This is a genomic window from Paenibacillus sp. DP01, assembly GCF_044784315.1.
GTDB classification, from domain to species: Bacteria; Bacillota; Bacilli; order Paenibacillales; family Paenibacillaceae; genus Paenibacillus; species Paenibacillus polymyxa.
Window position 1 is genome coordinate 2,514,211 of sequence record NZ_CP173059.1, and the last position, 24,134, is coordinate 2,538,344.

Sequence of the window (24,134 nt, forward strand, 5' to 3'; positions counted from 1 at the left end):
ATTCAATGGTAGCGTTTTTCTTTTTACAGATTCTTTCTATTAATATAACTAGTTTTTTCACCGATATTGAAGTTTGGGCGTGCATATCATATGACAACGGATTGGAGAGGTTAACTTGGCAACAGTTATAATAGTGGATGATTCTTTATTTATGCGTTCTGTGCTTAAGGATATTCTGTTGGATTTAGGTCACTCTGTTATTGCAGAAGCGGAAAATGGATATGATGCAGTTTTGAAATATGCACACTTTCGACCAGATTTAATTACCATGGATATTAATATGCCTAAAATGGATGGGCTTGAGGCTGTTAAAAAGATTGTAGAGCTTGATCCTAAAGCCAACATCTTAATGTGTTCCGCTTTGGGTCAGCAGGAAGCAATTATACAAGCATTTAAGGCAGGGGCAAAAGATTTTATTGTGAAGCCATTTGAGATGGAAAGGGTCGTGAATGCCGTCACAAAAATGCTGGATAATTAATGAATCAAGCTTTTAATACATAATATTGAACATATTGAAGCGGGAGTTTCATGCTTATTTTTCACGAATATGGAGATGAATAGGATGAGCAATCGAGTATTGTCTCAAAAAGTATTTATAGATGAACTGATCGCTACGATCAAGAGTGGGGGGCTTGTTCCTGTAAATTATGAACACCTCATCAGTGAACAAAGGGGAAAAATGGATGCTCTAAACAATGAACTCACCGTTCGTATAGAGGCATTAGAGACAGATTTAATCTCTGCTTCGACATTTTCCATTCCGTTTGCCAATGGTGAAATTATGTTTCTTGCTCGTTATATTGTACTCATTGGGGATTATACCGAGGGTTACTTTGTATTTTATCGAGCAGAAGACTGCGAAAGTCCAGAAGAATATCAATTTTTAACAAGCTCTTATCAACTTCCACATGTATTGCTCGAATTATCTCACACTTTAAAGGAGCATGGTACTAATGAGCCACTTAATATTTTGACTTATTGGAATGGCCCTGTGTATCCGCTGAAAGATTTGAATAAAGAGGATATTAAGCTGTCCACCTATGAGTTTTAAATCCCTTGAGAGAGGCAACTCCCTCAGGGGATTTTTTTACATTGATAATCAAACGCATGTTCGCATATAATACAAACAAACGTTCTGATGAGGAGTGAAGGATGATGCTGGAGAAATATGTGGGACAGATCGTGGAAATCGTGTATATGGACCGAAAGGGCAAACTGTCTCATCGGCAGATAGAGGTGCATCGTGTGCAGAATGGTTTAATCCGGGCCACCTGTTTGCAAACTGGTCAGCCACGTGTTTTTCGATTAGATCATGTATTGGCATGGCATCCGGTAACCAGAACAGCATAGGAGGGGCTCACGATGGGAAAAAAGCTTGAAGGAAATGGCATATGGGAAAGCTCGCGTATGATTTTGCCTGAGCATCGGGAGGCATATGTAAGACTGATGAAGGAGCAGGGAAGACGCGGCAAGCCGACACTGGACGATCAGGAGATACAGCAGATTGAACAGGCCATTATCGTATCCTATAACGAACGGAAGCCTATTACACTAAGAGTGTTTAATCCGTTTGATGATGAGGAGCTGCGCGGACTGGTTACAGTGATTAACACAAGTCGTCGAGAAGTGAAGCTATCTCGTGGGGAAGAGGATTTTAGCTGGATTAAGTTGGAGGAAATTATCGAGGCGGATATCTAAAAATGGTCGGACTCAGAGTTTTTTTACATGGGTTCTATCGTTTTTTATAATTAAGATTGTAGCTCAGTGAATCCAGATTTACAATAAAACTGTAACTACAAAGGGGGAGTCAATTTGAAAATAAGTAAACATAATTCTGAACATTATATATGGGGAGAACAATGTGATGGTTGGCGCTTGGTGAAAAATGATGATTTGAGTATTATTCATGAGCGCATGCCGGGAAATACACATGAAGTCAGACATTATCATCATCATGCGCGCCAATTTTTCTTTATTTTATCAGGTGCAGCGGTACTTGAAGTGGATGGTGAACGCATCCAATTAGGATCTCAGGAAGGGTGTGAGGTTCCTCCTATGGTGCCTCATCAAATGTTTAATGAAACGAGTGAGGATGTTGAATTTTTGGTTATCTCTCAGCCTGCGAGCAGAGGCGACCGGGTGCTGACCGAAAACTAATATTAGGAGACAGCAGATTCCAAACGTATATAGGTCAAATAATGTTAGAGTATAAAAAAACCAGGCTAGCACATGTAAATCAAGTGCCCGACTGGTTTTTTTCTTTAATAGATGCCCGTTGCATCTGCAGGGAGAGCTTTTACGTGATAGAGATAGTTTGTTACACGTTGATCGTCCTCAATCGGGTATCTATAACCATAATGGTTCGCCACCTTCTGGGCAACTTCTCTAAATAAATTACCCATGATAAAAAGAGACTGCCACATATGTTCATAATCTGCATCCGCAAACGTTTGGATGTAGGCCGTCCAATGTTCAGGCTCAAGGTGCTTCTCGAAATATTTTCCCTGCTTACCTGGATCTGCCGTGAAGTTAGTTTGTATACCCATATGCCATTCCAGCATGAAGTGAAGCGCATCTCTTACAGGTCGATCCAACATGAATTTGGCATAGGGAAGCTCATGTCGCCATAATCCTTTAGCCACATAAGTACTGACCCACCAGAATTCGTTGCAGGAATCCGCATAGGTTTGGGCGGTTGGAGGGACCGTCTTATAATCCTGAAGACTTGGCGGTGGGAAAGGCTCCACCAGGCCGTCTTTATCCAGCAGCAGTACACTTAAGCTGTCTCGAGGCCAATTGGCGATGTTAGTCACAGGGCAGAGGGTAAGATCAATGCGATTGCCATCCGTAAATAACATGAGAAAAGCAAAGCGATCACGGAACGTCACAGTAGGCTCCACATGCTCATCGGGTGTCTGCATAATGATCAATTCTCCAAAGCGGCGAATCCAGTGACGTTCCTGAATAAAGCTGTCCATGGAAGATACGAGAAAGACGATGTCATAATCCTGAAAAATATCTCGTGGAGCATGTGGATTGGCGCGTGAACCATTCATAATCACGGCACGTACCCGTTCATCTTCTTGAGCAAATTGGAGAATGGTATGCAGCATCTCTTGTTCACTTCTCACTATAGTTGTCTCCACAAGCGGTATCGAAAGGAAAAAAACGTAGATAAGACAGCAGTAGAAATAAAGCCCACCAGTTCAAGGATCATCAAGAAAAACGACCTCCTGTAAGTTGTTTTATCTGGCAAAAGTATCCTATCCTTACAATAGCTCATCCACGGAAGCCATTCAACTGAATAAACAGCGGGCAAATTGCTCGTATTCTTGCTGAGCTGGTTGAATAGAAGGATAAAATGCAATTGTTCAGAATTTGTTCAGTGACGAAATTGTATAATATCAAGCAGCAATCATAGATTTATTTCAACAGGAGGAAAGGTATGCATTTTTGCAAGTCTACTAAACGATTCACATGTGCATTAACAGCAGTATCACTAATCTTTTCATCGGCAATTTTAGTGGCGGATGCTGGTGCGGCACCAACCGAACAGCCCAAATTAATCCAAGATGGAACATGGAGCAAGTCTGCCGACGTTTGGATGGATGCACCAGAAAACTATGTTGGCAGATCTTCGGATGCAGTGTTAGGATATTACAGATCAGCGATTCAGTTTAAAATGCCCGAGCTGACTGGGAAGGTTGTAACGAAGGCAACCTTGCGTATTCATATCTCTTCTATCAGCTACAGCTCTAACCAGAATCCTTTTTTGATCGTGTATGGATCGACTGCTGATGTTTGGAGCAGCGGAGCTTTTCCGCTAAACCCGCTGGATCAGCCTTCGGATACGAAAACAGGCTCAGACCTTCAAGTAGGATGGGTTGATTTTGATGTTACCCATTTTGTACAACAACAGACGGATGGTATGGTCTCATTTGCATTGCTTGCCAACGAAGCAGGGAACCCTGGAGACTATTCGGAAATTACATATTCAGCCGACGACAACGGCGTAGATATTCCCCAGTTGATATTGGAAACATCAGCCTCGGCTGTTTCGTCTAAAATGCCTGAGGTAGCCGCTGTGACTACTGAGGAAGATATCCCAACATCCAATATAACCATTACACCAAACCCGCAAGATTCAACGGTAGTGACACATTATCAAATTACGAACATTATCGGAGGCAGGCTGTATCATAGCGATGGTATCACCGAGATTTCCAACGGAACGTTTATCACAGCAGCAGAAGCTAGGGATGGCGTGAGGTTTGTGCCTATGGCAAACGCCAACAACGCAGCGGGAGATACCTTCTCTTTTGATGTGCAGGCGGCTCAGAGTGCAACGGGTAATGGACTGAGCGATGCCACTAAGGCTGTTGTCCATGTTACGGAAGTAAACGATCCCCCGGCAGCGCAAGACGAAACGCTATCCTCCATTACAGAAGACTCAGGAGAGCGGACAATTCCTTTTGCAGAACTGCTTGCGCATGCGTCTGCCGGTCCGAATGAGAATGGTCAACACCTAACGGTATCCTCAGTCAGCAGCATCGCAGGAGGGGCTGTACGTTTAGATGGAACAAATGTAATTTTTACACCTCAGCCGAATTTTAATGGAACCGCTAGCTTCTCTTTTACCGTCACCGATGATGGAACATCGAACGGCGTCTCAGTCCCGCAGTCGGTGGTCAAGCAAGCCTCTTTTACAGTAAATTCCGTCGCTGATGTCCCTAACGTGACTGATGCTTTGACAGAGGAAGACAAGCAAAGCTTTGACGGTTTGATCATTACTCGTAATCAAGTGGATGGATCTGACGTGTCGTACTTTAGAATCTCAAACATTATTGGTGGAACCCTCTATAAAAATGATGGGGTAATGGAAATCCGAGATGGTCAATTTATTTCTGTAGCGGATGGCGAAGCAGGGCTTAAATTTACGCCAAATCTTTATGCTAACTCTCCGTCAGGTGATCATTTCAGTTTCGACGTACAATCATCACTAGATATGAGTGGAACAGGGATCAGCGAGCCGAACCAAGCCAAAATCACTGTGAGTGAGGTAAACAACAGTCCGATAGCTGTGAATGATACACTACCATCGTTATCGGCAAGTGCAGGGGCACAATCTATCGCTATTGATGAACTCTTAGCAAACGACACGGCAGGCCCTGTCAACGAGAACTTACAACATCTGAGCATCGCATCGGTAGAAAATGCACAAGGTGGGACGGTAGTTCTAGACGGAGCGGTTGTACTATTCACTCCGAATTCAGGCTACCAGGGCCCGGCAAGTTTTGATTATACTGTGATTGATGACGGTACAACGAACGGAGCATTAGATGCGAAGAGTTCAACAGCTACCGTTGCATTCACTATCAACCCAGCACCGACACCAGATCCGGTACCAACACCAGATCCGGTACCAACGCCAGATCCAGTACCAACACCAGATCCGGTGCCAACGCCAGATCCAGTACCAACACCAGATCCGGTACCAACGCCAGATCCGGTACCAACGCCGGATCCAGTACCAACGCCGGATCCGGTACCAACACCAGATCCGGTGCCAACACCAGATCCGATACCAACAGATGATAGTCACACGGAATTGCGTGTTTCTATCAATAATGGTCAAATGCTGGTAGGGGGTACAGAACGGGCTATAGCAAAAGTTGTAAAATCGGACTCATCAGAGATTGATGTCAGTGAAGAAGCAACTTGGACTTCCAGCAATGCGAATGTCGCTACGGTTACTCAGGGAGAGATTAGAGCACTTTCAGAAGGGAACACGGTAATTTCCGCCACATACAGCGGATATAGCTTTAATGTTCCAGTTACCGTAACAGCTGTTGCTGCTCCCGCACCCAATAATGCTGGCAGTGATTCCAGTAGTTCCAGTGGCGGCGGGTCTGGGCATCGAAACAGGGACCGTTCTAGCGATGATTCCAGCAGCAATACGGCAACATCAGCTGTATCATCTCCATCGGTGACTGTATCTAAAGAACCAGTAACTGTACCTGTATCTGAAGAATTGGTGACTGAGCCAACTGATCCTGTGCAAGACATATTCAACAGTAACGTAGTGGTTGCAGACAACAAAGTACTGCAGAATATAAAGTCCAAAGCAGAATCTGCTTTAAATTCTTCTACTAGTGTTAAACCGTCAGACCTACAAGGACATTGGGCAGAAAAGACGGTCGACACGTTTTCTAAGCTGGGTATCGTAAATGGATATAAGGATGGCAGTTTCAGACCTGATGGTGAAATTACCCGTGCGGAGTTTTCTGCTATCATTTCTAGAATCTTCGATATTAGTGGTGGAAATCAGCCTGTGGCTTTGAACGATATTGGGGATCACTGGGCGCAGGATGCCATAACAAAATTGACCGCAGCTGGAGTATTAAACGGTTATGAGGATGGTACTTTTAAACCGGATCAAACAATTGTCCGTCAAGAAATGGCTGTCATTTTGGCGCGGATCTTGGATTTAGACCGATTGAAAAAGGACACCTTGAATGAAAAAAGCTTCACCGACTTGTCCGCTTCTTTTGCGGCTGATACGATTAAACAATTAGCACAAGCCGGTGTGCTTTCGGGTATAAGTACGAGTCAGTTTGGACCTAAGTATCATGCGTCACGTGCTGAAGCCTTGACTGCGATTTATAATGCACTTAGTTTGAACAGCGAAATTAAAACCGTATTGGAAAGTTTGGAGCAGTAATCTAGAATGATATAGAGGCGAGCCTGTTTGGCTCGTCTTTTTGCTTGATACCTACCGCAAGCATATGCGGGCTCATGCCGATGACAGAATCCTGCTCTTCAACCTGCTGTGCTATATCCAGCAAACGTCTGCGATGAGAAGGAATGGCCCATTTCTCTTCAAATCCGGGTGCAATCCAGACGGGGCCTTCGACACCCAGTACACGAGGCTCCTGCAATCCAGCCGCCTGCCAGTCTGCACGCAAGGCATCTGGTGTATGAAAGTAGGAGCGTGTGATAAAAGAGGGATAAGCCGCCGGTCGTACATGCTGACCATCTGTTAACTCCTGTCTGACCATATCCATGAACGCATCTTCCTCCACAATGGTATTGCACTCGTCGTACACCGATAGCCCCCACAGTAGCGAGCCAAACCTGGAAATAGCCGAAGTAATCAGCGTTCCCCCCTTCTTTAAGACACGCGCTGCTTCTTGCAGTGCTTTTACTCTTTCCTTCTGTTCTGTTAAATGATATAAAGGTCCCATCAAAAGCACGATGTCCGCGCTTTCATCTTTACGATCAAGATTTCTGGCATCTGCGATTTCCAGCTTGCTGATGATGGGTTTATTCAGTTGCTGCTGACGAGCGAATTCAATGGCTTGCGAAGAGAGATCGAATAGATGAACTTCATATCCCAGTTCTGCCAGCCACGAAGAGTAGACCCCTACACCGCCGCCGATATCATAAATAACATGAGTGGACTTGCTGAGATAACGGGAAATGATTTCTTTTGATCTTTCCAGCTCTATTTTTCCGATACCTCGCTCTAATCTGCCTATTTCTGCACCGCCATCATAATAAGCCAGAATTTCATGCGTATCTTTTTCGAGCATAGTGGATCTCACCTCATGTAATTGGAATAATATAACATTAACACTTGCGTCATAAACAAGTCTACCGTTTTTGGTCAAGGAAACCATCCATCGAAAGCATTGAGAGAAAGAAAAGAGCTGTTCCCCAGTAGCTAAAACTACTTTTGGGAACAGCCCGTATTTAAATGATGTTTGTTTCCAGCATGTTTTCGAGATCTTCTTTGGTAAGGTGGTAATGTGCGTTACAAAAATGGCAATGGGCTTCAGCTTGTCCATCGGTACGAATCATGTCTTCTATTTCCTGATTCCCTAAGCTGATAATGGCATTGGTAACTCGTTCTTCTGAGCAGGGACAATGAAATTGTACAGGCATGGTTTCCAGTATGTTCATGTTGCCTTCTCCCAAAATCTGGACCAGAATCTGCTCTGGCGTAAGACCTTCCATGACCATTGCGGAGATGCTCGGAATGCTCTCAATCCGTCTCTCGATAAAACTGATAACCTCTTCCGGTGTACCCGGCATCAGCTGAATAATAAAACCTCCAGCCGCCTGAATGGAGTTATCCGGGTTAACAATAACCCCTGCTCCCACAGAAGAAGGAATTTGTTCGGATTGAACGAGATAAGAGGTGAAGTCCTCGCCCAGTTCACCCGATATGAGAGGGACTTGTCCAACAAATGGTTGTTTTAGGCCGATATCTTTGGATACAATCAGCGCTCCATCTGTTCCTACGGCTCTGGCGACATCTAATTTCCCGATCTGATTAAGCTCAAAATGGGTTTGCGGATTTTTTACATAACCTCTAACTTCTCCTTTGGCGTTGGTATCGACAAGAATAGTGCCGATGGGCCCTCCACCGTTAATCCGAATCGTCAGTTTATCCTCATGTTTAAGCATAGCTCCCAGCATCACGCCCACCGTCATGGAACGTCCCAATGCAGCCGATGCTGTTGGCCAGGTATAATGACGCTGCTGGGCTTCACTTACCGTTTCCGTTGTTCTCACAGCATAAGCCCGCACCTGGTTATTGTAGGCAAGAGCTTTTACTAAATAATCATTCATGTTCATATCCCTTTCTGTTTTTGAAGTTCTTTACAAGACCATTTTTTCTTGAATCCAGTTCTTCAAAGAAGTAATTTTCGCATCATATCCTTCTTTAAAAAAGTCAGCAGAGAGTGACGCGATGGTTTCTCTTTTCAGAACGGCTTTCCAGGAGGCTTCCGCTTCTTCCATCAAATTTGCCAGTAAACAGCACTGATCGTCTTTCTTTAATTCAAGCATATCGTTGTATATACCGCTGGAAGAATAGAGGGTTTGCTGTCCCTCAATCGCCAGATAAATATCAAATACTCGTATATCCTCAGGTTTTTTCTTTAATTTGAATCCGCCCTTGACACCAGGTACAGAAGTAATCAAATCAGAGCTAACCAATTTTCGTAACAGCTTATGAAAATAAGTAGGTGAAGCGCCTAACTGCTGGCTAATGGCCTCTCCAGGTAAAACGGCTTTGTCCGGTAGCATCGTGAGCAGAAGGAGAGCGTAGACAGATTGTTCGACACCTGTTTTCATATGCACTAGCAATCACCTCAATATGTTATAACCAGGCTAACATGGATAATTATTATCCACATATGAGCATGATAGACGAGCTGATCGTAAAAGTAAACTATTTTTTGATAAATACTAAAAATTAAAATTATTTGCAATTCATAAAGGGACGCATTATTATAGTTGATGCATCAATTGATAGGTCAAAGAATTAAGGCGTTGAAAGAAATACGTAAAATAATAGTTTGACAGGAGGTTTATATAAAATGACCACGCGGAATGTTGCACTGTCTATATTAGATCTTGCACCTGTCATTGAAGGCGGTACTCCTGCCGATTCTTTTCGTGATACGGTGGATCTTGCCCAGCATGCTGAGCAATGGGGGTACCGACGCTATTGGCTAACGGAGCATCATAATATGCAGGCGGTTGCCAGCGCTGCTACTTCTGTGATCATCGGACATGTGGCTGCACATACCCACAAGATTCGGGTCGGTTCAGGTGGTATTATGCTGGCTAACCATGCTCCACTCATAATTGCGGAGCAGTTTGGAACCTTAGAGTCGCTTTATCCGGGGCGAATTGATCTGGGACTTGGTCGGGCTCCCGGCACGGATCAACCTGCAATGAGAGCATTGCGGCGAGGGCTGCACACCACGGGGGAAGATTTCCCCGAGCAACTGAATGAGCTGCGCTCTTACCTGAATCCAGCGTTAAACGGAGCCGTGCCGGGGGTGAGAGCGATTCCAGGAGAAGGGATGGATATACCTATCTGGTTGTTGGGCTCAAGCGGATTCAGTGCTCAGCTGGCAGGTCAGCTTGGGCTGCCGTTTGCGTTCGCTAGCCACTTTGCCCCGGCTCATTTGCTACAGGCGCTGGAATTGTATCACCGTAATTTCCGGCCGTCCAAGGCACTGGATCAACCGTATGTGATGGTTGGTGTGAATGTGGTTGCTGCAGATTCTGATGAAGAAGCACAACGGCTTTTTACTTCACAAGAACAACAATTTTTAAATGTGCTGCGCGGACATAGCGGAGGACTAAAACCACCAGTCGATGACATGGATAAGCTTTGGAGTGAGCAGGAGAAGGAGATGGTTCGTGGTAATATGCTGGGGTATTCAGCAATCGGTAGTCCTGACACAGTCAAGCAAAGGCTGGATTTTATAATCAACCAGACGAGAGCCGATGAGTTGATTACCACCGCTCAGGTATATGATCACCAGGCACGTTTGCGTTCGTACGAGCTACTAGCCCAAGTGATGCGCATAGATGAGTAAATAAATGAGTTAAACAAACGAGGCTGTGCCAGAGAGGTTCTTATAACCATTCCTGGCACGGCCTTTATTGTCTGTGTGTGTCTGTGTGGTCATGATTGTTTTACAGATGAATATATTCGTGTTTACATATGGATAAAATTAAAAATTATTTTTGATTATTTTTGTATTTTATATTTTCAAATTTAAACAAAAATGTTATAGTCTCCGTAAATAAAAATATCCACCTTAATAAAGCCATTCAAAACCAAAACAGAACTTGGAGGTCTTTTTCCTATGGTACAAAGTCTATGGAATTCTTCGCAAGCATCTGAGCAGAAAAGCACGCTGGAACAGCTCGTATATCGTTCTAACCTGATTGGCACAGATCGGAGCGTGTGCAACTGGGGAGGCGGCAACACTTCGGCCAAAACGACGATACAAGATTTTCGCGGGCGTGAAGTAGAGGTGATGTATGTTAAGGGTAGCGGTTCCGATCTCGCAACAATGAAAGCGCATAACTTCACAGGGCTTCGTATGGAGGATATTCGTCCACTGTTTGAACGGGAAGAGATGTCTGACGAGGATATGACCGCATATTTGGCGAACTGTATGATAGATGCCAAGCATCCGCGGGCTTCAATTGAGACATTGCTACACGCATTTTTGCCATTTAAGCATGTCGATCATACACATCCGGATGCGATCATCAGCTTGTGCTGTGCGCATAACGGCAAGGAAATCGCTAAGGAAATTTTCGGTGAACGTTTTGTATGGGTACCTTATATCCGTCCTGGCTTTAAGCTGTCGAAAATGATTGCCCAAGGGGTGCTCGAGCACCCACAAGCTGAGTTGGTACTGATGGAAAAGCATGGCTTGGTTACGTGGGGAGACACTTCCGAAGCAGCTTATGCCAAAACGATTGAAATCATCCAAGAAGCAGAAAGCTATATTAAAGCCCGCCAAGAAGAAAAGCAGGGATTTGGAGGCGTAAAATATAAAGCGCTTACTTTAGAGGAGCGGCGCAGCATGGTGTCCCAGATCATGCCATCCGTTCGAGGTGCAGTCAGTGATGAGAAAAGGATGATCCTCACTTTTGATGACGCGGAGGATGTGCTGGAGTTTGTGAACGGCCAGGATTCTGCTGCTTTATCTCAGATTGGGGCAGCGTGCCCGGATCATCTGGTTCATACCAAAATGAAGCCGCTCTATGTAGATTGGACACCGGATATGGAGGATGTAGAGGGGTTGAAAGTTAAGCTTGCCGAGGGTATAGCAACCTATAAGGAGCAGTACCAAGCTTATTTTGAGCGCAATCGACATGAAGGAGACGTGAGATTTGAAGCAGCACCGCGTGTCATCTTAATTCCGGGTATCGGTATGATCAACACAGGCAAAAGCTGGAGCAATGCGCAGGTGAGCGGCGCCTTATATCATCGTGCCATTGCTGTCATGCGAGGAGCAACGGCGTTAGGAGAATTTGTTTCGCTTAGTGAAAATGAATCTTACAACGTGGAATACTGGCCGCTGGAGCTTTATAAGCTGTCACTTGCGCCGGCAGAAGCAGAATTTTCACGCAAAATTGCATTCATTACGGGTGGTGCAGGCGGAATCGGCAGTGCAACCGCACGGCGTTTAGTAGATGAAGGTGCGCATGTTGTATTGGCAGATCTCAATCTGGAAGGTGCGCAAAAGGTAGCTGCAGACATCAATAGCAGTTACGGTGAAAACCGTGCAATTGCCGTGAAAATGGATGTGACGCAGGAGGAGCAAATCCAGACGGCCTATGCCGAGACGGCGCTGATCTATGGTGGTGTAGATGTCATCGTTAACAACGCAGGGCTTGCTACATCCAGTCCGTTCGATGAGACATCATTAAAGGAATGGAATTTAAATGTAAACGTGCTGGGAACAGGCTATTTTTTAGTCGCGCGTGAAGCGTTCAAGCTGATGAAGGAACAGACACTTGGCGGCAGTATGGTGTTCGTCGGTTCCAAAAACTCGATCTACGCAGGCAAAAATGTAACGGCCTACAGCTCGGTCAAGGCGCTGGAAGCGCATCTGGCTCGCTGTATTGCCGCAGAAGGCGGGGAATACGGTATCCGCGTAAACACTATTTTGCCGGATGCGATTTTGCAAGGCTCGGCAATCTGGAACTCCAATTGGCGCAATGAACGCGCCGCTGCCTACGGCATCGAGCCAGACCAGTTGGAGGAGCATTACCGCAAGCGAACGACACTGCTGGTCAACATTTACCCGCAGGATATCGCAGAAGGTATTGCCTTTTTCGCCTCATCCAAGGCAGAGAAAACGACAGGCTGTATGCTGACCATCGACGGCGGCGTCCCAGCAGCCTTTACACGCTAGCCTAATTCAAATGAACCTCTGTAAGCGATAGACTCATTTCTATTTCACTAATCCATTTCATTAATCGAGGGCACAAGCCCATAGTTCCGAAGGGATGTAAAAATACTCTGGGAAACACGTAAATAAGCAACAACACTTATTTGCGTGTTTTCATCCTTTTATATATACATCAACACTTTAAAATAGAAGTGACTTTATGGGTGGTCAGCAGCGAAGCGGCCTCCCATAACTCACTTCATTTTCCAAGGAGGAACCACGATGAGTGACAAAGCGTACGCCTTATTCGAGGATCAGCAGCAACAACGAGACATTGACCTAGAGCAAGTAAAGACCAAACTGAGAGCGCTTAGCATAGAAACACCTTCCTGGGGATATGGCGACTCAGGTACACGTTTTAAAGTCTTTCAGAAAACGGGTGTGCCGCGTGATCCGTTCGAAAAGCTGGAGGATGCAGCACAGGTTCATGCCTTGACAGGCTTATGTCCGTCCGTTGCCATTCACATCCCGTGGGATAAAGTTGACAATTACGGCAAGCTTCGCAGTCATGCCGAAAGTCTTGGCCTGCAAATTGGGGCGGTAAATCCCAATCTCTTTCAAGACGAGGACTACATGCTCGGTAGCGTAACTAATGTAGACCCGGCAATCCGTCGCAAGGCTATCAACCATTTGCTGGAATGCGTGGATATTGCAAAGGAAACAGGCTCCAACGACTTTAGCCTATGGTTTGCGGACGGAACGAATTATCCCGGTCAGGGGGACATTCGCAAACGCAAAAATTGGATGCTGGAGGCGCTCCATGAAATGTATAAGGCGCTTACGCCGGATATGCGCATGCTGATTGAATACAAGGCGTTTGAGCCGGCTTTTTACCATACGGATATTGCCGATTGGGGCATGGCGTACCATTACGCGACCAAGTTGGGGCCGCAGGCACAGGTGCTGGTGGATACAGGGCATCATCTGCCGGGAGCCAACGTGGAGCACATTGTTGCGTTTTTAATGGATGAGAAGCGACTGGGTGGCTTTCATTTTAACAGTTATAAATATGCGGATGATGATCTGATCGTGGGTTCCTCCAATCCGTATGAGCTGTTTTTAATCTTTTATCAGATTTTGAACGCAGCTCAGGATGTCGATGCAGATATCCGTCATACTGTCGATAAAATTGCTTATTTAATCGATCAGTCGCACAATATCGAACCCAAAATTCCGGCCATGATTCGCTCGGTCCTAAATGTGCAGACTCAATATGCGAAGGCACTTTTGATCAATCATGCAGAGGTAGAGGAAGCGGTGAGCCGTCAGGATGTGCTGGGTGCGGAGGATGCCGTACGCCAAGCATTTGAGTTTGATGTGGCCCCGTTGCTCAAAGCAATCCGTGAAGAGCAAGGATTACCTGCAGATCCAATGAAAGCCTATTTGGCGTCTGAGTATGGTACGCAGATTTTGCAAAGAGGCAAGGGTGGTGCGAGCTGGTGAGCATCCTCGCTTATGATTTGGGGGCAAGCAGCGGCAGGGTTCTACTCGGAAAATTAACCGATTCACGTATCGTGGTGGAGGAAATCCATCGCTTTTCCAATAATCCGGTCAAGGTTGGGGAGCGCCTGCACTGGGATATATTGCGTCTCTATCACGAGGTTCAGCAAGGATTGCTCAAAGCCAAGCATATGAGAGTGAACCCATCCAGCCTGGCGATTGACTCCTGGGCGGTCGATTTTGGACTGATTGGAGAAACCGGCGAATTGCTGGGCAACCCTTATCATTATCGGGATTGGCACACCCATGGAGTAATGGAAGAAGTACAGGAACGGCTGGGAAAAGATTTTATTTTTCAGCGCACAGGCATTCAGTTTTTGGCGTTTAATACGATTTATCAGCTGGCTGCTATGCGAAATGCAAGATCACCCTTGCTGGAGCAGGCAGAACATTTCCTGATGATCCCTGATTTGCTGCGGTATTTTCTGACAGGTGAAATGTATCATGAGTTTTCTAATGCAACCAGCACGCAGTTATATCATCCGTTACAGCAAAAATGGGATGATGAGCTTTTGTCTGGAATCAACATTCCCCGCTCTTGGTTTGGAGAGGTACTGGAGCCGGGAAATGTTGCAGGTACAATCCGTTCATCGGTCATGACGGATCTGGGTATTGGAGCGATTCCTGTGATTGCAGTAGCAGAGCATGACACAGGATCAGCAGTGGCTGCCGTACCAGCGCTGGAGCGGTCCTTTGCGTACTTGAGCTGCGGAACATGGTCCCTGATGGGAACGGAGACCGCACAGCCAGTAATTAATGATGATACGCTTCGATTTAATTTTACAAATGAAGGCGGCGTAGGCCGAACCTACAGGCTGCTAAAAAATATCATGGGACTGTGGATTCTACAGGAGGCGCGCAGAGAGTGGGAACGGCAGGGAAACTCCTATTCTTTTCCTGAATTGGTTCATATGGCGGAACAGGCTCCAGCGTTCACTTGTTTGATTGACCCGGATGATGAACTGTTTCTGCATGCCGGGGATATGAAAACACGCATACGCCAATACTGCCGCAATACCGGGCAGCTAATGCCGGAGACGCCGGGAGAGATTACGCGCTGCATTCTGGAAAGTCTGGCGTTAAAGTATCGCTACATTTTGGAGCTTACAGAACGGGTGTCAGGACAGCGTTTTAATGGTTTGCATATGGTCGGCGGAGGGATTCAAAATCGCTTGCTGTGCCAATGGACGGCCAATTCGATTCAAAAACCCGTATGGGCAGGACCCGCAGAAGCGAGCGCAATCGGCAATCTTGCGGTACAATGGATGACACAGGGAAAGTTCGCCGATATATGGGAAGCACGCCGGGTCATTGCGGATTCTATTACCGTAGAGGAATATGAACCTGCCGAGTCAGAAGCGTGGGAGGATGCCTACGGGCGGTTCCGGCGGGTGACAGGACTTTTTGTACATTAAAGATGTGGAGTGAGATTGCCATGCTGGTCGCAGAAAGATATGAGATGATAGTGCAGCTCGTAAATGAAAGAGGAAGCATACGGGTGTCCGAATTGAGTGAGCTGTGTAAAGTAACGGAAGAAACGATTCGCCGCGATCTCGATCGTCTGGAGCAGGCGGGACGACTGCGCCGTTCTCATGGGGGAGCGGTTAGTGTCAAAAACGAGCAGCCTGAAACGCCCTATGCGGTACGGGAAATTATGAACGCGGAGGAAAAGCGTCGGATTGCTGAGGAAGCGGTCAAGCAGATTCAGCCGCACGATCGCATTTTGCTGGATGCCAGTACGACTGCCTGGTATATGGCGTCCAGTCTGCCGGATATTCCTTTAACGATACTGACGAATTCGATTCGGGTAGCTACAGAACTGGCAGGTAAGGAAAAAATCGAGGTCATTTCGACGGGAGGACAGTTGCTTCAACGTTCACTGTCATTCGTGGGCCCGCTTGCAGAGCGTTCATTAGAAACCTATTATGTGGATAAGCTGTTTTTTTCCAGTCAGGGAGTTCATCTGGATCGTGGCATTAGTGAATCAAATGAGCTGCAAGCTCGTTTGAAGCAGAAAATGGTCAGCATTGCGGATCGGGTAATTTTACTGGCAGATGCGAGCAAATTCGGGCAGCAGGCGTTTACCCATGTCGTGAATTTGACGCAAGTGTCCGAAATTATTACAGATTCGCGGCTGTCGGACCCGATTCGCAGTCAGCTCGCAGAGTTGTCCATTCCGGTTACGATTGTGTAAGCAGGTAGTTTCCGGCGTGAGGTCGCTCTGCGGTTCATTTGATTTACGATCGCTGTTGCAGCGGGATTCTCTGATGAGTAAGATCTACTTAGGTGAGAATCCCACTGCAAGCGTATGCTTATGATGAAAGTTTTCCTTTGGAAAATGGACGGAAGGGGTGTGCCGTTTGAAGGTATATTTATTTATTACCTGTCTAAGTGATGCGATTTATCCCAAGGTAGGGGAAGCGATGGCCCGCTTGCTTGCCAGATATGGTGTCGAGCTGGAATTTCCCAAGGTGCAGACATGCTGCGGGCAGCCGTCCTATAACAGCGGCTATTGGGATGAAACAAGGGCAGCGGCAAAAACGATTTTGAAAGCGTTTAATGACAGTGATTTTGTCGTAGCTCCTTCCGGTTCCTGCACATATATGATTCATCATTACCCGGAGTTGTTCAAGGATGAGCCTGAGTGGCTGGAGTCGGCACGGAGGCTGGAGCAAAAGACGTATGAGTTTACACAATTTATGGTGCAGGTGCTTGGCGTGACCGATGTGGGTGCGTCTTTTCCGCATACGGTAACCTATCATCCGTCTTGTCATGGAACACGTTTGCTCGGCGTAAAGGAGGAACCGATGAAGCTGCTTGGCAGCGTAAAGGGTTTGCAATTAGTGCCGCTTCCTTTTGCGGAGGACTGCTGTGGGTTTGGTGGTACTTTTGCGGTAAAAATGCCCGATATTTCGGGAGCGATGGTGACTGAAAAAGTGGACCATATCAGGGAGACGGAAGCCGAGGTACTGGTCGGACTGGACATGGCCTGTTTGATGAATATCGCCGGTAATCTCAGATATCGGAAAGAGCCAGTTCGGGTAATGCATCTGGCAGAGCTGTTATACGAAGGGGTGAAGCACGCATGACCGCTGTACATACGCACTCTATGAATCAAAAGGTCAAAAAACGTGCAGAGCTGGCTCTGAATGATGATTTTTTGCGGAATGCAGTTCATTTCACTACCGAGCGACTGCGCAACGGCAAGCGGACAGCTTCAGAGCAGCATGGAAATTGGGAGGAATGGCGTGAGCGGGGGCGTCAAATTCGGCTTCATACCATTGCCCATCTGGACTATTACTTAAATCTGTTTGTAGAAAATGCCCGTGCCAACGGGGTGCATATCCATTTTGCCGACACCGCAGTGGATGCCGTGCGCATTACACTGGACATTGCCGCGCATAATCAAGCCCATTCTGTCGTCAAATCCAAGTCGATGGTGTCGGAGGAGCTGCATTTGAATCAGGCGCTGGAAGGTGCAGATATCGAGACGATTGAAAGTGACCTCGGTGAGTATATTATTCAACTGGCGGGAGAGGCACCATCTCATATCGTGATCCCTGCGATTCACAAAAATCGTTATCAGATTGCCGAGCTGCTGTCTAAAGAAGCAGGGGAGGAGCTGTCCGCAGATACGACGATTTTGGCGGGCTTTGTCCGCAAAAAGCTGCGTGAAAAGTTTCTAGAAGCGGATATTGGCATGACAGGCTGCAATTTTGCCATTGCCGAGACGGGTTCCATGGTTTTGTTTGAAAATGAAGGCAACGCTCGCATGGTTTCTACTCTGCCCAAAACGCAAATCACACTGATGGGTATGGAGCGAATTATTCCATCCTGGACAGATTTGGAGGTGATGGCTACATTGCTGCCACGCTCCGCTACCGGACAAAAGCTGACGATGTATATGTCCGGTATTTCAGGACCCCGGCGCAGCCAGGATGCCGATGGACCGGAGGAAATGCACATTATCATCGTAGATAACGGGCGTTCGCTTCAGCTAGGCAATCCTGAGTTTCAAGAGCTGTTAAATTGCATCCGCTGCGGCGCTTGCCTGAACGCTTGTCCGGTGTACCGACACATTGGGGGGCACGCGTATGGCGGGACATATAGCGGTCCTATCGGTGCAGTGCTTACGCCTGCCCTTCATGGCAACATTGAAGAGTGGAACGATATTGCGAGTGCGTCCAGTCTGTGTGGAGCGTGTTATGAAGCCTGTCCGGTCAAAATACCACTGCATGATATGCTGGTTTATTTGCGTAGACGCAAGGTGGAGGCAGGACAAGGGGATAAGCTGGAGACGATCGGGATGAAAGGTTTTGCAGCGGTAGTTTCCAGCTCGAAGCGATTCGCTGCGGCGATCAGACTCGGACAGATCGCACAGAAAGCGGTAGTCCGTAAGGGAGAAATTACCCTTAAGCTTGGCCCCTTAAAAGGCTGGAATACGTATCGTGTGGCTCCAAGTCTGGCGAATAAGTCCTTCCGTCAGCACTGGAACACACTAGCGCGTGAGCTGGAGCAGGAACGCAAGGTCATGCATCCGGACATTCTCAGCCGAATGGAGACGATCTTGGTGGATAGAAGAAAAGGAGGGATGCAGCATGAGTGAACAGCGTAATCCTTCTATGCAAGCAAAAGCGGAGCATGAAGCATGGCTCCATCAAATGCAAGCAGAATCCCGTGTCAAGCAGGCGCGCTTTATGGAAGGCATTGCGGCGCGGCTCAAGCGTCCGCGACAGACGGAGCCACCGATGCAGCCGTTTCGTGGCGCACCTGCGTTTTGGCACAAATTCGAATGGAGTGCGGAGCAGCGCATCGAGGAGTTCACCGCCAACTTTACAAGTGTTGGCGGACATGTGGTGCGTCTGCCGGATCTGAAGAAGGCGGCAGACTGGATCGCGCACAAGGCGCGCGAGCTGGGAGCAGCCTATATCGTCCGGCAGAATGAGCCGGACCTGGATGCGCTCCAGTTGGAAGCAGCGCTGCCGGAAGTCCGACTGTCGGTGTGGAACACCGATCCAGCCCAAAACTGGAAGGCACGCGCCGCGGAGGCCGATATCGGCATCGTCATGGCCGATGAGGCCGCCGCCTACACCGGCTCGGTAGCAGTGCTATCCTCGCCGGAGAAGGGGCGCTCGGTCAGTCTGCTGCCGACCGTGCTGATCATTCTCCTGCCCGTGGAACGTCTGCGAACACGACTGGGCGAGATTTTAAGCCGCTTTGACGAAGCCGGGCGCGAGCAATTGCCCGCAGGCATTCATTTTATTACTGGACCGAGCCGCTCGTCGGATATTGAAAATGATTTGACGATCGGTGTACACGGACCAGGTATCGTTTATACGTTGTTGATTGGTTAGCGTTATGCTGCCCGTCTAACGGGCGCGATAGATCGGAAAACGGGTTTCAAAATCCGTTTGTCTACGATTGCTCCTAACCGAAATGCGGCCATTGTGCAGTTCGGTAATGCTTTTGGTAATAGCAAGGCCCAGCCCGGTACCTCCGGTTTCCTTGGAGCGTGATTTGTCCACTCTGTAAAACCGTTCAAACAGATGAGGGACATCTTCCGGTGGAATCGGGGTACCGTAGTTGGTGCAAATCACTATCGCTTCATCGCCTTCACGTCCTATCGTGATATCGAGACGCTTGCCATCCTTTCCGTATCGAATCGCATTGGAAAATAAATTTTCATACAGGCGCACCAGCTCGCCCGTGTCGGCCAAAATCCGAACAGGCTCAACGATTCGGACACGATAGGACATGTCCGCCTGTTCCAGTGAGGGTACAAATTCCTCAGCAAGTTGAGTGAGCAATTTGCCGAGGTCTACAGGCTCCAGCTCCAGTGGCAGGCTACCACCACTCACACGCGTGTATTCAAATAACTCGTCGATCAGCTTTTTAAGCGTCAGCGATTTTTCATAAGCAATGTTTACATAATAGCGTAGCTCAATTTCATCCCGGTAACGGTCGGTTTCAATATACTCCAAAAAGCCAATCACCGATGTTAGCGGGGTGCGAAGATCGTGGGATACACCAGTGATCAGGTCGTTTTTCGCTTTGGCAGAAGCCCGTTCTTCTTCTATTGAAAGACGGAGCTTGTCTGCCATGGTGTTCATATTTTTTGCCAAGGTTGCCAGTTCATCTGCGGAAGATACCGGAATCGAATAGGATAAATTTCCGTCCGCGAAATTCTGCATCCCTGTCGTAATCTCGCGTAGATAGCCAATCGTATTTTTGGTAAAAAGGAAAAAGAAATAAATATATAAAGGCAGCCCACACACCAGCAAGATCAGTGAGGAACCAATGTGATTGACGGTCCAGCGGATCAGCCGAGTGCCAAAAAAAGAACGCGAGGGATTCAGCCATAACAGCAAAGACGCTCCATAATAAAACACCATTAAAATTAGTCCAGTTAAAGTGAAGGCGGCAAGGCTAAGGGCTGCCAGCTTCCATCCCAGCGTATCGTATCGTTTTGCCTTCAAGACGCAAGTCCTCCATTAATCGAATTTTTCCATTTTATAGCCGATGCCCCACACCGTTTTCAGGTATTTGGGCTTTCTTGGATCAGTCTCAATTTTCTCGCGAATTTTACGCACATGTACCATTAGCGTGTTATTGGATTCCAGATATTGTTCCTTCCAGACCTTCTCATAAATCTGCTCCATGCTCAGCACTTGACCCCGGTGTCGAGCCAAAAGCTCAACAATAGCGAATTCACGCGGAGTCAGCTTAACGGATTCTCCAGCGAGAGTGACCTCATGTGTAACAGTGTTAATGGAGAGTTCATCCAGAACCATTTCATGCTCCAATATAGGAGAGGAGTGGGTATATTTCCGTACTCTACGTAGATGGGATTTGATGCGTGCCACTAGCTCCAGCGGGCTGAACGGCTTGGTGACATAATCATCGGCCCCAACGCTAAGCCCTGTAATTTTGTCCATATCTTGTCCCTTCGCAGACAACATAATGATCGGAAAATGCTCGGTTTCCCTGATTTTCATGCAGGCTTCAATCCCGTCCATGTTGGGCATCATCACATCCAGCACCATTACATCTATCTGTTCCCGATTAACCTGCTCCAGTGCTTCCAGTCCGTCCCGTGCCATGAGCAAGCGATATCCTTCATTTTCTAAATATATTTGCATGAGCTTAATAATTTCAGGTTCATCGTCTACTAATAAAATGGTTCCGTTATGCAAGTTATGCATGGTTGTGCACCCTTTCTGTTCTTTCCAGCAGTATACAATATGGGCGTATTATATACCTTTTTGGCGATGGAGGCTATGGACACTCTTCTCAGGTCGTTTGTTGGATATCATCGTCCTTTGAATAGTAGCGTTTCGGGCGAAGACATGCGCTCTTCTTGCTTGAAGTTCCTTTTTCCTGTACCCGGTAGCTGACCGAACAAAATCCACGCACATGGCAGGAAGCGGGCGATGACCGACACGACGAGCCAAGAACAAAGAAGTGCACAGAAAAAACCTCCAGCGTACCACACATGAATAAGCTGCGGTGAGCCAATGTGTGGTGAAAACTGCCGATACAAGAGTAGGAAAAATGGATGTATGAGATACACACCAAAGGACAGTGTGCCCAGACGTTCCAGCTTGCGAATGACAAAGGAATGTTGTCTTCTATACATTAAAAAGGAAATCTGTAGTAATACCAGCGTACTAGACAGGCTGTACATGTTATACATAAGTTCAAAAACTAGCGAATTGTACGAGGTTCCGTACAATCTATTTTCGTACCACAGATAGACATGAATGGTGGCTGAAATCATCCATAAAGCCCAAATTGCGATCCATGTCAGCACACTTGTAAAGCTTCGTTCCTCCTTACGCATCAGAAACCAAGTTCGAAGCTGGGGATAGTAATAGCCGAGAGCTGCGCCCAGCATGTAGCAGGCCACATAGGACAGCGCCCAGCTGCCTTTATTTTGAACCTGAAAGAGAAATTTGTTGCTAATTATAAATGACCACTGTAGCAGCAGCCCAATGACAATAGACCATTGCGGAAATTGCCGATAACGCTGGAATAGCCACAGTATGCATGGAAATGCAAGATAAAATTGCATCATGATAAAAATATAATATAAATGGGTGTACGCTTTGCCCGTAACCAGTTTCAGAGCAAAGTTTTCCGCAAGTGTAGTTATACTCCATGGTTCGGTACTGCCAGCCATAAGGGACAGGATGAAATAAAACAGAGAAAACATGACATAAGGTAAGAGGATGTACAGCAATCTCTGCTTATAAAAGCGCCTCAAGAGCTGTCGTCCCAGCGGACGATCCTTATAGTTATAGAACAGCACCATACTGCTAAGCGCGATAAATACAGGGGTACCGTACTTCATCAACACATTGAGCGCATTATATACAACATAAAGGCTGGAATTTGTAAGTTGGACCGTTGCATAGGAAGTGGCATGTACCATTAAGACGGCTAAAATCGCCATGGCTCTGACCAACTGTAATTCAGGAATTTTTTCTTTGGTCGTAGGCTTCATAAGCTTCATTTCCTTTCAGTAGTGAACTGTATCTTGTTGAACTCTTTCTATTAAAAGATAAAGTTCTTAACAACCTGAAAGGGAGCGGCTTAAGAATCGCTTATGAACTTCTTAACTTTTGTTAAGAATTAAAAAAAAGAACTTCCATAGGCTCAAAATGAGCAGCATGGAAGTTCTTTTTAGTACTCATGTTCATTCGTTATTTGCAACGTTTGATAGGTGCGCGTCTGATTTGCCCACGAATGGCACCGTTCGGATGACGGATCGTGTGGACGTTGACGTAGGCATTGCCCTCTCTAATTTGGCATACCAAATCATTAATGGTTCTGCCTCTGAGTGGACCGGTAAGATCAATTGCACGCAGCACGCCGGTAACGACACCTCTTCTTACGGTAATCCCAAACTTCGAAGGGCCAAACAGTGTAGCAACAACAGGACCATTTTCACCTCTTCGTCCCAGATGAATGTGCGCTTCAGTTACCCGTGAAATATTGCGAACCGTCAGCTCAAAGCTTAATTGCTGGCTCGCTGGACGGTAACGAAATTCCGCAGTTCCTGTCGCATTCGTTCTGACAGGAGGCACTTCATTAGCCCCCCTCAACGTGGCTCTAAACTTATTGGACATTACGTCCCTCCTTTCCCAGTGTTGGTTTAGTGTATTCACAGGATCAGAGAAGGGGCTGTACATTCGCCTATTCATCAGAAGTTGTGTGTTTTACAAGTTATTCAGTCCAAGCACAAAACTGATTTTTTCATAGACTATGAGTATCTGATAGAGAGAGGAGGAGAAACTATGGGAACATTTATTGATGGAAGAACATCCCAAAATGCTTCGACAGCCAACTCTATTGCCATCCCAATCACTCTTTTAAATACGCCGCAATTGTTCGGACAGATCGGATTAAACACCCAAGGAGCTACAGGTACACCACGGGTTCTGCTTAAAGGAACTATATCTCTCCAAATTCCACTTGCTTTAGTAGGGATTACAATTACTATTGTCAGAGGTACGCAGATAACAGACCCTGTTGTTTATTCGGCTACGTCAACTTTTAATTTAAGTTTATTAGCTCCACAGGTTATTGCGTTCTCAGCAGATGATTTTAACCCACCGATTACGCCACAATTGGTGTATACAGCCTTTGTATCAGCTAACCTGCTGGGTACAATACGAGTAGGCCCAGAGAGCTTTGACGGGATTTTGGTTTCGGATTAATGCAGTAGTTTTGAACTAACGGAATTTTGCTTCAGGGAGCTTCGCAGTTGGATCTGCGAAGCTTTTTTGTGTACAGGCATATAATATACTGGATCATACTCACTATGCAGGCTGACAAGTATAAGTTCAGCTTAAC

At 46.6% G+C, this 24,134-nt stretch carries 23 protein-coding genes; 15 read left to right on the top strand and 8 right to left on the bottom strand.

The window, feature by feature from the left end:
• Positions 1–115 precede the first annotated feature (115 nt).
• The 5 genes from ACH59B_RS11375 (at position 116) to ACH59B_RS11395 (ending at position 2,157) form a co-directional block, all read left to right on the top strand.
• On the top strand, positions 116–478 hold the full coding sequence (locus tag ACH59B_RS11375) for a response regulator (protein ID WP_014599711.1): 363 nt from the start codon (positions 116–118) through the stop codon (positions 476–478).
• A gap of 84 nt (positions 479–562) precedes the next feature.
• Positions 563–1,051, top strand: a complete 489-nt coding sequence (locus ACH59B_RS11380) for a hypothetical protein (protein ID WP_016818449.1) — start codon at positions 563–565, stop codon at positions 1,049–1,051.
• A 104-nt stretch (positions 1,052–1,155) separates the two neighbouring features.
• A complete protein-coding gene (locus ACH59B_RS11385) occupies positions 1,156–1,350 on the top strand; it encodes a hypothetical protein (protein WP_017428465.1) in 195 nt (64 codons plus the stop codon).
• 12 nt (positions 1,351–1,362) lie between these two features.
• Positions 1,363–1,698, top strand: a complete 336-nt coding sequence (locus ACH59B_RS11390) for a YolD-like family protein (protein WP_016818450.1) — start codon at positions 1,363–1,365, stop codon at positions 1,696–1,698.
• A 114-nt stretch (positions 1,699–1,812) separates the two neighbouring features.
• Positions 1,813–2,157 carry a cupin domain-containing protein gene (locus ACH59B_RS11395; protein WP_031463434.1) on the top strand — a complete coding sequence of 115 codons (345 nt, stop codon included), beginning with the start codon at positions 1,813–1,815 and terminating at the stop codon, positions 2,155–2,157.
• Positions 2,158–2,261: 104 nt separating this feature from the next.
• On the opposite strand, the gene ACH59B_RS11400 is transcribed toward ACH59B_RS11395, so the two are convergent.
• Positions 2,262–3,131, bottom strand: coding sequence for an aminoglycoside 6-adenylyltransferase (locus ACH59B_RS11400; protein ID WP_031463435.1), 870 nt, complete (start codon positions 3,129–3,131; stop codon positions 2,262–2,264).
• 314 nt (positions 3,132–3,445) lie between these two features.
• Here ACH59B_RS11400 and ACH59B_RS11405 point away from each other — a divergent pair, with 314 nt between their 5' ends.
• Entirely contained in the window at positions 3,446–6,721 is a 3,276-nt protein-coding gene (locus ACH59B_RS11405; RefSeq protein ID WP_025364752.1) for an S-layer homology domain-containing protein, read from the top strand.
• Between the two features lies 1 nt (position 6,722).
• Here the strand turns inward: ACH59B_RS11405 and ACH59B_RS11410 are convergent, their stop codons facing one another.
• The 3 genes from ACH59B_RS11410 to ACH59B_RS11420 all read right to left on the bottom strand — a co-directional run bounded on the left by ACH59B_RS11410 (position 6,723) and on the right by ACH59B_RS11420 (position 9,141).
• On the bottom strand, positions 6,723–7,592 hold the full coding sequence (locus ACH59B_RS11410) for a class I SAM-dependent methyltransferase (protein ID WP_404303779.1): 870 nt from the start codon (positions 7,590–7,592) through the stop codon (positions 6,723–6,725).
• Positions 7,593–7,752: 160 nt separating this feature from the next.
• On the bottom strand, positions 7,753–8,634 hold the full coding sequence (gene hslO / locus ACH59B_RS11415) for an Hsp33 family molecular chaperone HslO (RefSeq protein ID WP_025364754.1): 882 nt from the start codon (positions 8,632–8,634) through the stop codon (positions 7,753–7,755).
• A 30-nt stretch (positions 8,635–8,664) separates the two neighbouring features.
• Positions 8,665–9,141 carry an Rrf2 family transcriptional regulator gene (locus ACH59B_RS11420; protein WP_016818455.1) on the bottom strand — a complete coding sequence of 159 codons (477 nt, stop codon included), beginning with the start codon at positions 9,139–9,141 and terminating at the stop codon, positions 8,665–8,667.
• A gap of 245 nt (positions 9,142–9,386) precedes the next feature.
• On the opposite strand from ACH59B_RS11420, the gene ACH59B_RS11425 reads away from it, so the two are divergent.
• The 8 genes from ACH59B_RS11425 (at position 9,387) to ACH59B_RS11460 (ending at position 19,633) form a co-directional block, all read left to right on the top strand.
• Entirely contained in the window at positions 9,387–10,400 is a 1,014-nt protein-coding gene (locus ACH59B_RS11425; protein ID WP_090891571.1) for an LLM class flavin-dependent oxidoreductase, read from the top strand.
• A gap of 273 nt (positions 10,401–10,673) precedes the next feature.
• Entirely contained in the window at positions 10,674–12,743 is a 2,070-nt protein-coding gene (locus ACH59B_RS11430; protein WP_123797152.1) for a bifunctional aldolase/short-chain dehydrogenase, read from the top strand.
• A 258-nt stretch (positions 12,744–13,001) separates the two neighbouring features.
• Positions 13,002–14,222, top strand: coding sequence for an L-rhamnose isomerase (gene rhaI / locus ACH59B_RS11435; protein WP_404303782.1), 1,221 nt, complete (start codon positions 13,002–13,004; stop codon positions 14,220–14,222).
• Complete coding sequence (locus ACH59B_RS11440) at positions 14,219–15,694, top strand: rhamnulokinase family protein (protein ID WP_017428473.1); 1,476 nt, start codon at positions 14,219–14,221, stop codon at positions 15,692–15,694. The genes rhaI and ACH59B_RS11440 overlap by 4 nt, the downstream gene beginning before the upstream one ends.
• Before the next feature lie 20 nt (positions 15,695–15,714).
• On the top strand, positions 15,715–16,473 hold the full coding sequence (locus ACH59B_RS11445) for a DeoR/GlpR family DNA-binding transcription regulator (RefSeq protein WP_016818460.1): 759 nt from the start codon (positions 15,715–15,717) through the stop codon (positions 16,471–16,473).
• 166 nt (positions 16,474–16,639) lie between these two features.
• Positions 16,640–17,368, top strand: coding sequence for a (Fe-S)-binding protein (locus tag ACH59B_RS11450; protein ID WP_404303785.1), 729 nt, complete (start codon positions 16,640–16,642; stop codon positions 17,366–17,368).
• Positions 17,365–18,885: a LutB/LldF family L-lactate oxidation iron-sulfur protein gene (locus ACH59B_RS11455; protein ID WP_016818462.1), complete on the top strand. Its 1,521-nt coding sequence runs from the start codon at positions 17,365–17,367 to the stop codon at positions 18,883–18,885. The genes ACH59B_RS11450 and ACH59B_RS11455 overlap by 4 nt, the downstream gene beginning before the upstream one ends.
• Positions 18,878–19,633, top strand: coding sequence for a lactate utilization protein (locus ACH59B_RS11460; RefSeq protein WP_016818463.1), 756 nt, complete (start codon positions 18,878–18,880; stop codon positions 19,631–19,633). The genes ACH59B_RS11455 and ACH59B_RS11460 overlap by 8 nt, the downstream gene beginning before the upstream one ends.
• 15 nt (positions 19,634–19,648) lie before the next feature.
• Here ACH59B_RS11460 and ACH59B_RS11465 read toward each other — a convergent pair whose 3' ends face one another.
• From ACH59B_RS11465 to ACH59B_RS11480, 4 genes are all read right to left on the bottom strand, one after another.
• Positions 19,649–20,755, bottom strand: a complete 1,107-nt coding sequence (locus ACH59B_RS11465) for a cell wall metabolism sensor histidine kinase WalK (RefSeq protein WP_016818464.1) — start codon at positions 20,753–20,755, stop codon at positions 19,649–19,651.
• A gap of 15 nt (positions 20,756–20,770) precedes the next feature.
• Positions 20,771–21,481 (bottom strand): response regulator transcription factor, encoded by a 711-nt coding sequence (locus ACH59B_RS11470; RefSeq protein WP_016818465.1) that lies wholly within the window; start codon positions 21,479–21,481, stop codon positions 20,771–20,773.
• Positions 21,482–21,588: 107 nt separating this feature from the next.
• A complete protein-coding gene (locus tag ACH59B_RS11475) occupies positions 21,589–22,782 on the bottom strand; it encodes an acyltransferase (RefSeq protein ID WP_016818466.1) in 1,194 nt (397 codons plus the stop codon).
• 199 nt (positions 22,783–22,981) lie between these two features.
• Entirely contained in the window at positions 22,982–23,407 is a 426-nt protein-coding gene (locus ACH59B_RS11480) for a CHRD domain-containing protein (RefSeq protein ID WP_016818467.1), read from the bottom strand.
• Between the two features lie 168 nt (positions 23,408–23,575).
• On the opposite strand from ACH59B_RS11480, the gene ACH59B_RS11485 reads away from it, so the two are divergent.
• A complete protein-coding gene (locus ACH59B_RS11485; protein WP_016818468.1) occupies positions 23,576–23,998 on the top strand; it encodes a hypothetical protein in 423 nt (140 codons plus the stop codon).
• Positions 23,999–24,134: the final 136 nt, after the last annotated feature.

Excerpts from the sequence above, each read along its gene's own strand:
- ACH59B_RS11475 (WP_016818466.1), bottom strand. The coding sequence starts at position 22,782 with ATGAAGCCTACGACCAAAGAAAAAATTCCTGAATTACAGTTGGTCAGA.
- ACH59B_RS11460 (WP_016818463.1), top strand. The coding sequence starts at position 18,878 with ATGAGTGAACAGCGTAATCCTTCTATGCAAGCAAAAGCGGAGCATGAA.
- ACH59B_RS11390 (WP_016818450.1), top strand. The coding sequence starts at position 1,363 with ATGGGAAAAAAGCTTGAAGGAAATGGCATATGGGAAAGCTCGCGTATG.
- ACH59B_RS11405 (WP_025364752.1), top strand. The coding sequence starts at position 3,446 with ATGCATTTTTGCAAGTCTACTAAACGATTCACATGTGCATTAACAGCA.
- ACH59B_RS11470 (WP_016818465.1), bottom strand. The coding sequence starts at position 21,481 with ATGCATAACTTGCATAACGGAACCATTTTATTAGTAGACGATGAACCT.
- ACH59B_RS11410 (WP_404303779.1), bottom strand. The coding sequence starts at position 7,592 with ATGCTCGAAAAAGATACGCATGAAATTCTGGCTTATTATGATGGCGGT.
- ACH59B_RS11425 (WP_090891571.1), top strand. The coding sequence starts at position 9,387 with ATGACCACGCGGAATGTTGCACTGTCTATATTAGATCTTGCACCTGTC.
- hslO (WP_025364754.1), bottom strand. The coding sequence starts at position 8,634 with ATGAATGATTATTTAGTAAAAGCTCTTGCCTACAATAACCAGGTGCGG.
- ACH59B_RS11420 (WP_016818455.1), bottom strand. The coding sequence starts at position 9,141 with ATGAAAACAGGTGTCGAACAATCTGTCTACGCTCTCCTTCTGCTCACG.
- ACH59B_RS11430 (WP_123797152.1), top strand. The coding sequence starts at position 10,674 with ATGGTACAAAGTCTATGGAATTCTTCGCAAGCATCTGAGCAGAAAAGC.
- ACH59B_RS11385 (WP_017428465.1), top strand. The coding sequence starts at position 1,156 with ATGCTGGAGAAATATGTGGGACAGATCGTGGAAATCGTGTATATGGAC.
- ACH59B_RS11380 (WP_016818449.1), top strand. The coding sequence starts at position 563 with ATGAGCAATCGAGTATTGTCTCAAAAAGTATTTATAGATGAACTGATC.
- ACH59B_RS11485 (WP_016818468.1), top strand. The coding sequence starts at position 23,576 with ATGGGAACATTTATTGATGGAAGAACATCCCAAAATGCTTCGACAGCC.
- ACH59B_RS11480 (WP_016818467.1), bottom strand. The coding sequence starts at position 23,407 with ATGTCCAATAAGTTTAGAGCCACGTTGAGGGGGGCTAATGAAGTGCCT.
- ACH59B_RS11455 (WP_016818462.1), top strand. The coding sequence starts at position 17,365 with ATGACCGCTGTACATACGCACTCTATGAATCAAAAGGTCAAAAAACGT.
- rhaI (WP_404303782.1), top strand. The coding sequence starts at position 13,002 with ATGAGTGACAAAGCGTACGCCTTATTCGAGGATCAGCAGCAACAACGA.
- ACH59B_RS11445 (WP_016818460.1), top strand. The coding sequence starts at position 15,715 with ATGCTGGTCGCAGAAAGATATGAGATGATAGTGCAGCTCGTAAATGAA.